At 62.7% G+C, this 13424-nt stretch carries 13 protein-coding genes; 6 read left to right on the top strand and 7 right to left on the bottom strand.

The features are described from left to right. Positions 1 to 2: 2 nt before the first annotated feature. The 4 genes from AC15MQ_RS00680 to AC15MQ_RS00665 are packed head-to-tail and all read right to left on the bottom strand — an operon-like array spanning position 3 to position 4195. A complete protein-coding gene (locus tag AC15MQ_RS00680; protein WP_483079036.1) occupies positions 3 to 1769 on the bottom strand; it encodes a type IV pilus assembly protein FimV in 1767 nt (588 codons plus the stop codon). Between the two features lie 56 nt (positions 1770 to 1825). Next, positions 1826 to 2485, bottom strand: coding sequence for an energy-coupling factor ABC transporter permease (locus AC15MQ_RS00675; RefSeq protein ID WP_287652122.1), 660 nt, complete (start codon positions 2483 to 2485; stop codon positions 1826 to 1828). A 25-nt stretch (positions 2486 to 2510) separates the two neighbouring features. Further along, the gene (locus AC15MQ_RS00670; protein WP_287652121.1) at positions 2511 to 3443 is read right to left on the bottom strand and encodes an electron transfer flavoprotein subunit alpha/FixB family protein; all 933 of its coding nucleotides are present in this window, start codon (positions 3441 to 3443) and stop codon (positions 2511 to 2513) included. Positions 3444 to 3445: 2 nt separating this feature from the next. After that, positions 3446 to 4195, bottom strand: coding sequence for an electron transfer flavoprotein subunit beta/FixA family protein (locus AC15MQ_RS00665; protein WP_287652120.1), 750 nt, complete (start codon positions 4193 to 4195; stop codon positions 3446 to 3448). Positions 4196 to 4414: 219 nt separating this feature from the next. On the opposite strand from AC15MQ_RS00665, the gene AC15MQ_RS00660 reads away from it, so the two are divergent. Both AC15MQ_RS00660 and glpK read left to right on the top strand, forming a co-directional pair. Next, positions 4415 to 4996 carry a TetR/AcrR family transcriptional regulator gene (locus tag AC15MQ_RS00660; RefSeq protein ID WP_287652119.1) on the top strand — a complete coding sequence of 194 codons (582 nt, stop codon included), beginning with the start codon at positions 4415 to 4417 and terminating at the stop codon, positions 4994 to 4996. A gap of 76 nt (positions 4997 to 5072) precedes the next feature. After that, on the top strand, positions 5073 to 6584 hold the full coding sequence (gene glpK / locus AC15MQ_RS00655) for a glycerol kinase GlpK (protein ID WP_483079035.1): 1512 nt from the start codon (positions 5073 to 5075) through the stop codon (positions 6582 to 6584). 43 nt (positions 6585 to 6627) lie between these two features. Here the strand turns inward: glpK and AC15MQ_RS00650 are convergent, their stop codons facing one another. From AC15MQ_RS00650 to AC15MQ_RS00640, 3 genes are read right to left on the bottom strand one after another with little or no spacing between them, the layout of a single operon-like run. Next, the gene (locus AC15MQ_RS00650; RefSeq protein ID WP_350497140.1) at positions 6628 to 7863 is read right to left on the bottom strand and encodes an HD-GYP domain-containing protein; all 1236 of its coding nucleotides are present in this window, start codon (positions 7861 to 7863) and stop codon (positions 6628 to 6630) included. An 8-nt stretch (positions 7864 to 7871) separates the two neighbouring features. Continuing rightward, positions 7872 to 8693 (bottom strand): pyruvate, water dikinase regulatory protein, encoded by an 822-nt coding sequence (locus AC15MQ_RS00645; protein ID WP_287652116.1) that lies wholly within the window; start codon positions 8691 to 8693, stop codon positions 7872 to 7874. Positions 8694 to 8722: 29 nt separating this feature from the next. Further along, positions 8723 to 9475: an SDR family oxidoreductase gene (locus tag AC15MQ_RS00640; RefSeq protein WP_287652156.1), complete on the bottom strand. Its 753-nt coding sequence runs from the start codon at positions 9473 to 9475 to the stop codon at positions 8723 to 8725. A 245-nt stretch (positions 9476 to 9720) separates the two neighbouring features. Between AC15MQ_RS00640 and AC15MQ_RS00635 the strand changes: the two genes are divergently transcribed. From AC15MQ_RS00635 to pstC, 4 genes are all read left to right on the top strand, one after another. Next, positions 9721 to 10749, top strand: coding sequence for a PstS family phosphate ABC transporter substrate-binding protein (locus AC15MQ_RS00635; protein ID WP_483079034.1), 1029 nt, complete (start codon positions 9721 to 9723; stop codon positions 10747 to 10749). A 238-nt stretch (positions 10750 to 10987) separates the two neighbouring features. Further along, on the top strand, positions 10988 to 11182 hold the full coding sequence (locus tag AC15MQ_RS00630; RefSeq protein ID WP_483079033.1) for a hypothetical protein: 195 nt from the start codon (positions 10988 to 10990) through the stop codon (positions 11180 to 11182). Between the two features lie 195 nt (positions 11183 to 11377). Beyond that, the gene (locus tag AC15MQ_RS00625; RefSeq protein ID WP_483079032.1) at positions 11378 to 12382 is read left to right on the top strand and encodes a PstS family phosphate ABC transporter substrate-binding protein; all 1005 of its coding nucleotides are present in this window, start codon (positions 11378 to 11380) and stop codon (positions 12380 to 12382) included. Between the two features lie 79 nt (positions 12383 to 12461). Continuing rightward, positions 12462 to 13424: a phosphate ABC transporter permease subunit PstC gene (gene pstC / locus AC15MQ_RS00620; RefSeq protein WP_483079031.1), complete on the top strand. Its 963-nt coding sequence runs from the start codon at positions 12462 to 12464 to the stop codon at positions 13422 to 13424.

Genomic DNA, 13424 nt, shown 5'->3' with positions numbered 1-13424 from the left:
TCTTAAGGGTTCTGTGAAAACTGCTGCGCGGCTTCGCGGGTCGCCACGATGTCGATCAAGAACAAGATTTCCTCGACTACCGGCAAGGTAAAACCGCTGCGCTGTCCATCGCGATTGTCGCGCAGCAGTTTTTCCAGGTAACCAGGACATTCCGGCCTTCCCCAGAGCGCAATGATCTGGTCGCGAATGCGCGGGATGTCCTCCAGCGTCATCGCCTTGCCCTGCTGCGTATCCAGCGGCAAGAGTTGCAGTTCCTTCTGCGAGTCGCCGCCATCCCAACGCATGATCTCAACGTTGAAATTCCGGTTCAGTTTCAGAGTCAGCGCTTCGAATTCGTCGCGCATGCCGTTGCGCTGATAAATCTGCAGCAGGCGGATCCAGGGTCGCACCGACTCCTGCGGCAGGGCGGCGAGGTATTCCTCAAGAGTTTTCGCCGCACCGCTGACGCGGCCGAAAGAAAGCATGATCTCGGCAAGTTCGAGCGCCGGACCCGCACCGCTCGCTTCGGGCTCCGGACTGGAGGCTTGCACCGGCACCAACGCTGGCTGCGGCAAGGGCGTCGGCGCTGCTGTGGCGGAGGCCGTCACGACACGGGCAGCAACCGCGACCGGCACTGCAGTCACCACCTCCTCAGGCAGCCGCGAAACCTCTGGTTCGCGTCGTGCCTTTCCGGCGGCAGCGCTCGATGTGGACTGATGCGCAGTCTCCTGGCTTTCGCGACGGCGGAAAAGCAAACCTACCAGGAATACCGCCGCGACAAGTCCGGCGTACAAGACCCAGGGCTCGGCGTCCGGGACGGCGGCCGACTGCGGTCGACGGGTCGGCTGCGCCGCAGCACTGCCGGACACCTTTGCCGTCTCGGCTGAAGCTGGCGGCTGACTCCCTGCCGATGCTGACGAAGCCGGGGCAGGAGCCACGGACAACGGTGCGGTTTGTTCAACCACCGGGTTGCCCGCCTTCGCCACGGAAGTAGCTGCAGGAATCGCCGCGGCCGTCCCTTCGAGGCGGTCCCCTGCCCTCTTCAGTTCGGCAACATTCGCTTCCAGCCAGGCCAGCTTCTCGCTGAGGGACTGCTGCTGGTCATTCGGATCGTTGAGCATCTGCAGCGTGCGATGCTGCAGGCGGAACAACTCACGGCCCAACTCGCTGCTCGGGGCTGGCGCCGACAATTCGTCGCTCAGGCGCAGGGGCACGCCTTCTTCGCCGCGCTCGCTCGCCGGCATCGGCGAGTCCGGACGCGGACCGACAGCTGCCGGTCTACTGCGAACTGGTGTCTTTTCTGACTGCCCGCGGGGTGCCGCTGCAGGTGGGAGTGCCGATGCGCTGTCGGCTGGCACCACCGGCCCGCTTCCTGCGCGCGGCACCGCAGCCGAGGCCTGCCCGGCGGGTGCCGTGAGCAGCAGGGTGTATTGCCGCGAGGTACCGCCAGCACATTCCGAGCGTACCCCCAGGTGCACCACCGGGTCGAGCAGGGGTGCCTGTGAAACGACGTTCAAGGTATTGCGGCCGTTCTCTCTCCGGTAGCTCAGGCGTGCCGATGTAATCCATGGCAGTTCATCGCTCACTGACTCCGGACGGTAAAGCTTCAGGCAGGCCGGGTCAAAGCGCTCCGCCGGATGCTCCGCAACGTCAATTTCCGCACGCAGAACCTGGCCGACACGGGAACTACTGCGCAGTTCACCGAGGACGATCGCCCTCGCCTCGGGTACGGCCAGAGGCAGCAGGAGTGCCGCAACAGTCAGCGCGCTACGCAGGAATCTCAAGCCCATCGGGAAAGCATACCTTGTCGTGCCAGGCAGTAACACAGGAAACGATTCCGGGACAATCATTTTCTACCGAGAAACTGCGCATCGTCAAAATCAGCCAGCAATTCCGGTCGATACACGGCAAGCAGTGTGGTCAGCATTCCCGACAACCAGGCCTCGGAAAAACCGAGCAGAAAGAAATAAGGCAGATACTCGCTGCTCAGATACTCGCCGCTGTAGGCTCCTGCAAGCGTCAACAGCAGACACGACGCCGCACCGACGGCGATTACCGTCAACGCCGCGGCGAAGAAACCCTTGCCGAATATATAGACGAACATATGGCGTGGCAGCACTCGGTCTACCAGAAGATGGACCGCATGGCTCGCGGCGACGCCAACGCCCGCCATCAGCAGGGCGTTGACCGCAAAGGCCTGCCAACCGGCAATACCGTTCAGACTGGCCCCGACCAGTACCAGGCACAGGCCGATGCCGGCCAGTGCCCATCCATAACACAAGGTAAGGAATGTCGCCCCCAGCAGGTGCAGCGAAAGGCCGGGTTTGACCCCGGCCTTGAGGTGCCAGAGCAGGAGCAGCGCGACGATTGTCCCCAGGAAGACGTGCAGGCGGTTGCTGTCGGCGAGCACATGCCACGGCGCCCGCCAGGCAGCCAGACCCACGCCGGCAACAAACAGCAGCCAGGCCGTCCAGCCACCATCCAGCAGGCCGTCCGGCAGGTTCATGTGGCCTCGCGCAGCCCGGTGCTGGTCAGCCCAGTTCCTTCAACAATGCCGGCAGGACATCGAAGAGGTCACCGACCAGACCATAATCGGCGACCTGGAAGATCGGTGCCTCGGCGTCCTTGTTGATCGCCACAATCACTTTGCTGTCCTTCATTCCCGCCAGATGCTGTATGGCCCCGGAAATGCCGACCGCGATGTAGAGCTGCGGCGCGACGATCTTGCCCGTCTGTCCGACCTGATAGTCGTTCGGCACGAAACCGGCGTCAACCGCTGCACGCGAGGCACCGAGTGCGGCGCCGAGCTTGTCGGCCAGCGGTTCCAGCAGCTTGTGAAAGTTCTCGCCGCTGCCCAGGCCACGACCGCCGGCGACAATGACCTTGGCGGCGGTGAGTTCGGGACGCTCCGACTTGGTCAACTCGCGACCGACCAGCCTGCTCTGGGCGAGGTCGGGGCCGGCCGGCAGACTTTCGATAACGGCACTGCCTCCTTCACCTGCCGCTTCGAAGGCCGTTGCCCTTACGGTAATGACCTTGATCGGGTCGGTCGATCGAACAGTGGCGACGACGTTGCCGGCGTAGATCGGGCGTACGAAGGTATCAGGCGATTCGACGGCGACGATCTCGGAAATCTGCGCAACGTCGAGCAGTGCCGCCACGCGCGGCATGAAGTTCTTGCCGATGGTGGTCGCCCCGGCAAGCAAACAGGCATAGGCGGCGGCATTGGCGACGACCAGCGCCGCCAGGTTCTCCGGTGACTGGTCGGCATAATGCCCGGCATCGGCAACCAGAACCTTGCTCACTCCGGCGATCCGGGCAGCCGCCTCGGCCGCTGCCGCGCAGGCGGAGCCGGCAACCAGCAGGTGAACGTCGCCACCGATCTTCGTCGCCGCCGTGACCGCATTGAGCGTAGCCGCCTTGATCGAGGTATTGTCGTGTTCAGCAATAACGAGAATGGCCATGGTCAGATCACCTTCGCTTCAGTCTTGAGTTTCATCACCAGTGCGGCGGCGTCGGCCACCTTGATGCCGGCAGTACGCTTCGCGGGCTCGGCAACCTTGAGGGTCTTCAGACGCGGCGTCACATCGACACCCAGCGCCGCCGGGTTGGTGGTTTCGAGCGGCTTCCTCTTGGCTTTCATGATGTTCGGCAAGGTCGCGTAGCGCGGCTCGTTGAGGCGCAGGTCGGCGGTCAGCACGGCCGGCAGCGGCACCTCGACGGTTTCCAGGCCGCCGTCGATTTCGCGGGTCACGGTCGCCAACTGGCCAGCGACGACGATCTTCGACGCGAAGGTTGCCTGCGGCCAGTTCATCAGTCCGGCCAGCATCTGCCCCGTCTGGTTGGCGTCGTCGTCGATCGCCTGCTTGCCGCAAAGGACGATCTGCGGCTTTTCCTTCTCGCACACGGCCTTGAGCAACTTGGCGACCGCCAGCGGCTGCAATTCGATATCGGTCTGGATCAGGATGCCGCGGTCGGCACCGATGGCCATTGCCGTGCGCAGCGTTTCCTGGCAATTCAGCACGCCCGCCGAAACGGCGATCACTTCGGTAGCAATACCAGCCTCCTTGAGCCGCACGGCCTCTTCAACGGCGATCTCATCGAAGGGATTCATCGACATCTTGACGTTGGCCAGTTCGACGTCGCTGGCATCGGACTTGACCCGCACCTTGACGTTGTAATCCACCACACGTTTGACTGGAACGAGGATTTTCAAATTTTTCTCCTTTATCACTAACCACAGTAATCGAGATCAAGCACGGGCAGGACAGGCCGCGTTTGACATTGCCGAATTCTGACCGGACAATAGACCATACTTTATCGTATGGATGGCGTACGGTACCGTATGGAGTAATGGCTGTCAACAGCGCCCGGCGACGCAGCGACACAACAATCAGCAATATTGCCTGACACGCGTGAATCAGGAAAGGATTCGATGACGATGAAGCTCGAAAATGCCAGACCACGTGCTTCGCTCGACCGCAACGGATGGGTCGAAGCGGCGATCGACATGCTTGCCGAACAGGGTGTGCAGGGTATGCGTGTCGAGGTTTTGGCGAAGAACTTCGGGGTCACCAAGGGCAGCTTCTACTGGCACTTCAAGGACCGTCAGGACCTCTTCACGGCGGTCCTGGAAACCTGGCGCGACGGCCGCATCCGCGACATCCACAAGCAGAGTGTGTCCACACCGGGCAGGGAGCATGAGCAGCTCCTGCATCTGATCGACGTCTATGGTGCGACACGCAACCGCCGGGGGATCTCGATCGAACTGGCGGTACGCGAATGGGCACGCCGAGATGCCCAGGCCGCAGCGGTCGTCGAGGAAGTCGACGCCTGGCGGCTGGAATGCACCCGCAAATTGTTCGTTGCCCGAGGCGTTCCCGACGACGAGGCGAAAAGCCGCAGCCTGCTGCTCTACGCCTACGTCTTTGGACAGAGCCTGATGGCCTGCGAAAGCTACGACCCCAGAATCGGCGACTTCAAGCACTGGATCGCCGAACTGATCGTCAAACCCTGAGTACAGCCGCTGCCAGAACGTCCAGCGTTCGGCCCGGACTATCGACCACCACGACTTCTCGCCGGGAGTTTGCCTGATGCAGCCACTCACCTGCCCAGCATTCATTCTCGCCCTCGATCAGGGCACAACCAGTTCCCGAGCCATACTTTTCAGACGCGACGGCAGCATCGCGGCGCTCTCGCAGCAGGAGTTCACCCAGCACTACCCGCAACCCGGATGGGTCGAGCACGACGCCGCCGAGATCTGGGAAACGCAGTTGACCGTCGCGCGCACCGTCCTGCGCGACAATGGCATCGCGGCGAACCAGGTCGCCGCAGTCGGTATCACCAACCAGAGAGAAACGACCGTGCTGTGGGATCGCCACAGCGGCCAACCGCTGCACCGGGCGATCGTCTGGCAGGATCGACGCACGGCGGGACTCTGCGACAGCCTGGCAGCTGCCGGACACGCCGAATTGTTCCGCGAACGAACCGGTCTGGTTCTCGACGCGTATTTCTCGGGCACCAAACTGAAATGGCTGCTCGACCACGTTCCCGGCGCCCGCGCCCGCGCCGGCCGTGGCGAACTGGCTTTCGGCACGATCGACAGTTGGCTCGCATGGAAGCTCTCCGGCGGCCGGGTGCACGTCACCGATCCGTCGAATGCCGCGCGCACGCTGCTCTTCGACATCAGGCGTCGTTGCTGGGACGACGAGTTACTGGGCCTGCTCGACATCCCGACAGCGGTGCTTCCGCAGATCGTCGACAGCAGCGGTCTGATCACCACTCTCGACCCGGATTGCCTGGGCGCTCCGATTCCACTCGCCGGCATCGCCGGCGACCAGCAAGCAGCCACCTTTGGCCAGGCTTGCCTGCAGCCGGGCATGGCCAAGAACACCTACGGCACCGGCTGCTTCCTGTTGATGAATACCGGCAGCCAGGCGATGAACTCCAGGCATCGGATGCTGACCACCATCGGCTGGCAACGACACGGGCAAACGACTTACCTGCTCGAAGGCAGCGTCTTCATGGGCGGCGCCATCGTGCAATGGTTGCGCGACGGGCTCGGGCTGATTGCCAGTTCGGACCAGATCGAGGCACTGGCCGCCTCCGTCCCGGACAGCGATGGTGTTTTTCTGGTACCCGCACATACCGGCCTGGGCGCCCCATACTGGGACCCCTACGCACGCGGCGCCCTGCTCGGCATGACGCGCGGCACCAACCGCGCGCATATCGCGCGCGCAGCGCTTGAGGCCATCGCCTTCCAGAGTGCCGAGGTGCTGCAGGCGATGGAGCTGGATGCCGGCGGGAGCCTGTGCGAATTGCGCGTCGATGGCGGCGCCGCGGGCAATACGCTCTTGCTGCAGTTTCAGGCCGACCTGCTCGGTGTGCCGGTGATTCGTCCGCGGGTTACCGAAACGACGGCTCTCGGCGCCGCCTATCTGGCGGGGCTGGCGGTAGGCTTCTGGCAGGACGAAGCTGAACTGACTTCACTCTGGCGTGCGGAGCGTCGGTTTGAACCGACGATGACCGCAGACCAGCGCGCTGCCCTGCTCGCCGGCTGGCGACGAGCCGTCGAACGTTGTCGCCACTGGGTCACCGCCGACTGAAAGGCGATGGGTGGCAGCGCCAGACGCATCGGCTCTCACCATTTCAGGCGCTTCCCGGCAACACCTCTGGTGTCGCCGCGCGCCAACAGCCGTCGAGGTCCGCACAGGCCAGCGCGACCAGATCGCCATCGAGCACGCCCTGATTCACGAAAGCATTCAGAAAATGTGGAATCTGTTCGACGCGTTGCCGCCCGCGGTAGGGACGCTCCTGTGCCAGAGCCTGAAAAATATCCGCCACCGCGATGATCCGCGCCTCGGGCGAGAGGCGCTCGGCACTGCGCCGAAACGGGTAGCCATGGCCATTGAGCGCCTCATGATGAAAGGCCGCCCATTCGGCGACCTGCTCAAGGCCAGGAATATGGCGCAGGATCTGGTAGGTTTCGAAGCTGTGCCGCTCCATCACCGAAAACTCCAGCGGCGTCAGTGGCGCCGGCTTGTCAACGATCTCGTCCGGCACGCACAGTTTGCCGACATCGTGCATCAGCCCGGCGACCTCGACCTCGGCCAGCGCATCAGCGGGTAGTCCCACGTGCTCTCCGAGGTAACGGGCCAGTTGCGCGACGCCCAGCGAATGGGCTGCCGTGAAGTGGCTCTTGGCGTCCACGATGCTTGAGATCAGCCGCGCCACGTGGCCAAACTGCGGGAAATCGATGGTGATCCGCCAGTCCTTCAACGGCAGATCGGCGAGGTAGCTCTGGACATGACGGGGCACCAGGGCAATCCAGAAGGCTTCCCTGGTGGCAGCCGCGAGGAAGGCCTCTACCACCTCCGGTGACAGCTCCCGGCCGGCGAGGCTGGCCACCGCATCGACAATCCCGTGACGATTGAACAGCGGATTTTCCAGACCGAGTTGCAGCAGGCAGGCGTCCACCCGGTCACCGAGAAGAATCAGGTTGCTGTCGAGGGCATCCGCCTCGTCCAGACCAGCGGGCAGTTCCACCCACGGCGTATGGTGATAGCGGATCGCCATGGCCACCTGCGACAGATGGGCAAAGGGCTGCAGCAGGCAATAACCGGTTTCGCAGTGGGTGTGTCTGGCATCCCAGTCCGCTTCGTGCAGCAGGCGTCGGTGCACGGCGGTCGAGGACACCCCGAGGTCATGCAGCAGGCTCGCGCAGACCAGGCGATCCAGCCGCTTATCTGGCAAACCGAGCATCAACGCCGTTTCGCGGGCGATCATGGCCACCCGCTTGCCGTGCTGGAAGTCATTCACCCCGACCAGATCGAGGGCGTCTGACAGCGCCAGGATGGCGCTTTTCAGGTCGATTCTCAGAGTCATCGAACAGCCTAGCGGCGCTCCCCCGCCCGAGTCCTCAACATTTCGATGATCATTGATGCCGTCTGTTCAATCGAGCGATGGCTGGCATCGATGATCGGCCAGCCGCGCCTCAGAAACAGGCGACGCGCGTCCAGGACTTCCTTACGCAGCGCATCGAGGTCGGCATAGTCGTGGTTGGTGTCGTCCTTCAGGGATACCAGGCGGGCCGCCCTGACCATCGCCAATCGCGTCGGATCGACAGTCAGCCCGACGACGAGCGGCCCGATCGCTCGTAACAGCCCTCGCGGCGGCGGCGCACCCGGTACCAGCGGCACATTGGCGGCCTTGATGCCGCGTGAAGCGAGATACATGCAGGTCGGCGTCTTGGTCGCCCGCGACACCCCGACGACAATGACATCGGCGCCGTCCAGATCGTCGCTGCCGATCCCGTCATCGTGCGCCAACGTGTACTTCATGGCCTCGACGCGGTGGTAATAGTCCTCGTCAAAGGCGTCACCGGTACTGTTGTGCGACTGCACGGCCGCTCCGGAGTAGTCGGCGAGCCTGCCGAGCAAGGGTTCCAGCGCAAACTGGCAAGGCACATCGAGTCGGAGGCAACCTTCTTCCAGCGCCGCCCGGACGTCACTGTGGCTGATGCTGTGCAGGACGTAGCCGGGCGAGCTCGCCAGCGCTCCGAGAATTTCGGGCACCTGGTCCAGGCGACGAACCACTTTCCACAGCCGTCGCTCCACTTCGACCCCGTCCAGTTGGGCAACAGCGTAGCGCGCCAGCATCTCGATCAGCTCACCTGAAGCATGCGACACCAGGTGCATGACAATGCTCTTGCTCACGGCCCCTCCTCGGTCATCAGACTCCCAACTCAGCGGTGATAACCACCGTCCAGACGCAGCACACTGCCATTGATCATGACGTTCTTGATGACGTGCAGGACCAGCATGGCGAACTCTGCAGGATCACCAAAGCGGTGGGGAAATGGAATCTGCCGCGCCAGACGCGAATCAAGGTTCTTTTCCATGTCAAACAGCGTCTGAGTGCCAAACAGTCCGGGGGCGATGCCGACCACACGGATGCCCAGAGGACCGAGTTCGCGGGCGGCCGGCAGGATCATGCTGACGACCCCGCCCTTGGAGGCCGAGTAGGCCGCCTCGCCGCTTTGTCCATCGTAGGCCGAGACTGACGCCGTCGACAGGATGATGCCACGCTCGCCGTTGGCCAGCGGTGGCAGCCCGGCCATGTCGGCGGCAGCCAGCCGCATCATGTTGAAGGTCGAGATCAGGTTAACCTCGACGAGTTGACGAAAATCCTCCAGTGGCATCGGACCACCGGAGCCGAGAATCGGCTCGGAGTGGCCACGCCCGACGCAGTGCACCAGCACGCGCGCCGCGCCATGGACTGCGCAGGCCATGGCGAGCGCCTGCTCTGCCGAGTGTGCATCGGCGACATCGCAGGGAATGGCGTGCGCACCGATCTCGTCGGCAAGTTTCCGGACCCCTGCGCCATCAATGTCGATCACCGTCACCTTGGCGCCGGCCTCGGTAAGATAACGCGCTGTCTCCGCGCCCAAGCCCGACGCTGCACCGGTGACCACCGCCGGGCATGCCCACAAGTCCATTGCCACCCCCTGACTCCGCCGACCAGTCCGGCCAACGTCAACGCGCATTATCGGTGGTCGGGGCGGGGCAAGCAAACGGGCTTGTGCGCCGGCTTGCCCCGTCCTGCCCCAGCCGTCGGACAGGACCGCTATCCATACGGCCGTTCGGCCGTTACGCAAAGCCCCTCGGACTGTCATCAATCCGTCACAAACCCGTCACATAATCTCCACGTCGTTTCGACACACTCAAACCACGGAGGCTCGCCATGTACCGCGATCAGTCATTCCCTGTTGCAACTGCGCTTTTTCCCGCCCTCGTTTTCTCGGCTACCCTCGTGTTCAGCCCGCTGGCCAGCGGTGCTGCGGCAGTGGTAAAAATCGACGGATCGAGCGCGGTCTATCCGATCACCGAAGCCGTCGCCCAGGAATTCCAGCGCGCCAGACTGCACGAAGTGCACGTCAATGTCGGCGTGTCGGGTACCAGCGCCGGCTTCGTGAAATTCTGTCGTGGCGAAACCGACATCTCGAACGCGTCGCGACCGATCCTGAAAAAGGAAATGGAGGAGTGCGCCAAGGCCGGCATCCGCTTCTATGAAATGCCCCTGGCCTATGACGCACTCACCGTGGTGGTCAACCCACAGAATGCCTTCGTCAGCAGCCTGAGCGTCGCCGATCTCAGGAAACTGTGGGAACCCGCGGCACAAGGCCGAATCAAGACCTGGAAAGACATCAACCCGGCGTGGCCTGCCCAGCAGATCAAGCTCTATGCGCCGGGTGCCGATTCCGGGACCTTCGAGTCCTTCACGGAAGTGGTTGTTGGTACTGCCAGGTCCAGCCGGACCGATGTCAGTACCGCCGAAGACCATGATGTGCTGGCGCAGCGCATTGCCGCCGACAAGGATGCCCTGGGTTACCTGAGCCTCGATTATTACGTCGAAAACCAGAAGCAGTTGAAGGCAGTAGCCATCAGCGACGGCAAGGAAGCCGTTCTGCCAACGGTCGACAACATCCGCAACGGAAGCTACCAGCCCCTGTCGCGCCCGCTCTTCCTCTACGTCAGTGAAAAATCACTCGATAAGCCCGCCGTCAAGGATTTCGTCGACTTCTTCATGAAGAATGCCGCCAGGCTGGTCGTGGAAGTGAACTACCTGCCGCTGCCAGCCAGAGCGTATAGCGAGAACCTCGAACGTGTCACGGCGAAAAAGGTCGGTACGGTCTATGGCGGTGAAAACAAGGCCCGCCCGCGTCCCACCGACATGCGCAAGTTACTCGAGGCCCTGATGCACGGATCTTGATGGTGACCAGCGGGAAGACCGCTGGTATTCACCGACCAAAGCACGCAGTCCTGTTTGTCTCAACCCTGCCATGGAGATTATCATGACATTATCCGCCACCCTTCCCGGCGATGACGCCATCGACGCTGCCGCCCACGAACTCAAACGCAGGCGGTTTTCCGGGACAGCCCCTTAGTCCCCGGCACAACAAGCCGGCAAGACGAAGCAAAGCAAAGCGCTGTCGGGCGTCCGTTGTAACGTGCGACTCACCGCCAGTGAGTTGCAGATGCTTGCCAGGCTGAAAAAGCGTCTCGCACGCCGGGGAATCGCTACCCGCAAGCAGGATCTCGTACGCGCCGGCCTGTTGTTGCTGGTGCATCTGGACCGGACCGACCTCAAGGCGGCGATTCGCGACGTCATTGCCCCGGAACCGGCACCGGGTGAAAACCACTAGCGCGGCAAACCTGTCGAACTCGGAACATCGATCAAGCGCTTCGCGGCGTCTGCGCCGCCTTGCCGACCGGTCATCTGCAGGCAATCCCTCCAATCCTTGCGCGCAAGACACTGTCACACCGGGCGTCATCTCGCCGTCACATCGCCCGCATACAATAACTCCGAAGCTGCAATCAACATCCCACTGGAGTTAGTCATGAGTCATCTGCAGAACCGGGCCGCCGCCCCGTCACTCTTTTGTTTGTTAGCCCTTGCCTTGAGCTCGCCGGTGGCGGCGGCGCCGGCAGTGGTCAAGGTGGACGGGTCGAGTACCGTCTATCCGATCACCGAGGCGGTCGCCGAGGAGTTCCAGAAAGCCAGGAAGGGCGCGGTCAACGTCACCGTCGGTATCTCCGGAACCGGTGGTGGCTTCAAGAAATTCTGTCGCGGCGAGATCGACATCGCCAACGCCTCGCGACCGATCTTCCGAAAGGAAATGGAGGAATGCGCCAGGGCCGGTATCCGCTACTACGAGATGCCGGTTGCCTATGACGCGCTGACGGTCATGGTCAATCCGCAGAATACCTTCATCCACAGCATGACTGTCGCCGAACTCAGGAAGATCTGGGAGCCCGCTGCGCAAGGCAGGATCAGCAGTTGGAAGGACGTCAATCCAGCCTGGCCCGACCAGAAGATCAAACTTTATGGTGCCGGCTCCGATTCCGGCACCTTCGACTACTTTACCGAAGCCATCGTCGGCAAGGCCAAATCGAGCCGCGGTGACTTCACGGCCTCGGAGGACGACAATGTCCTCGTACAGGGCATTTCAGGCGATCGGGGAGCGCTCGGTTACTTTGGTTTCGCCTACTACATCGAAAACCGGAAGAAGCTCAAGGCTGTAGCCATCGATGGCGGCAAGGGCCCGGTTGCACCGACGCCGGAAAGCGTCGAGAACGGCAGCTACCAGCCCCTTTCACGACCGATCTTCATCTACGTCAGCGAGCAATCGCTCGAGCGGCCGGAAATCAGGGAATTCGTGGACTTCTACATGAAGAACGCCACGCACCTGGTCAGGGAGGTGAAGTACATCCCGCTGCCGACGAAGGCCTACACCGGCAACCTTGAGCACCTGGCAAGAAAGAAGCTCGGTACCGTCTTTGGTGGACAGAACGAAGTGGGTCTGACCATCGAGCAGTTGATGAAGCGCGAAGCGCAACTCTGATGCGCTCGCCGGCCGCCGGCCCGCAGTTTGCACGGCCGAAGCGGCCGGTTTGACCGCCAAATCACCGAAGGCCCGACCGATGGACAGCATGCCTTTGAAACATTCATCACAACAGTGGATCAACCCTCCCGCCGACCACAGGGCCGGGGTACGGGCGATCAAGCGGCGCCGCCACCTCGCTGAACGCGGCATCGAGAGCCTGCTGCTGCTGGCCGCACTGGTTTCGGTATTCACGACGATCGCCATCGTGGCGATCCTGGTCTGGGAATCGATCCTCTTCTTCCGTACCGTCCCGCTGTTCGACTTCCTGACCGACAGGCAATGGACACCACTTTTCGACGACGCCCATTTCGGCATCGTCGCCTTGCTCTCGGGAACCCTGACGACCACCGTCGTCGCCTTGCTGGTGGCGATTCCGCTGGGCACCGTCCTGGCCATCTATCTTTCTGAGTTCGCTCCGTTCCGTGTTCGCGAGTTGGCCAAGCCCTTCCTGGAAATGCTCGGTGGCATCCCGACGATCATCTACGGCTACTTTGCCCTGCTCTTCGTCACCCCGCTGCTGCAACGCATCTACCCCGATTTGCCCGGCTTCAACATGCTCTCGGCCGGCCTGGTGATGGGCATCATGATCGTCCCCTACGTGAGTTCGCTTTCGGAAGACGCGATGCGCGCGGTGCCGATGAACATGCGGGAGGCGTCGTACGCCCTGGGCGCGACCCGCCTGCAGACGGCGCTTTTCGTGGTGACTCCGGCGGCTCTGTCCGGCCTGGCCTCGTCGTACATCCTGGGCATCTCGCGTGCGGTCGGCGAAACCATGGTCGTGGCCATCGCCGCTGGCATGCAGCCGAGTTTCACCCTCAACCCGCTCGAACCCGCGGCCACGATCACCGCCTACATTGTTCAGGTCGCGCTCGGCGATCTGCCGCACGGTTCGATCGGCTACCAGACGATCTTCGCCGCCGGACTGACCCTGTTGCTGATCACCCTGCTGTTCAATATCCTCGGCCACGTTCTGCGCAAGCACTTTCGCGAGGCTTACTGA

This window comes from Candidatus Accumulibacter propinquus (assembly GCF_056856495.1).
Note: the sequence above shows the minus strand (reverse complement) of the source record. Positions and strands in the feature narration are given on the sequence as shown.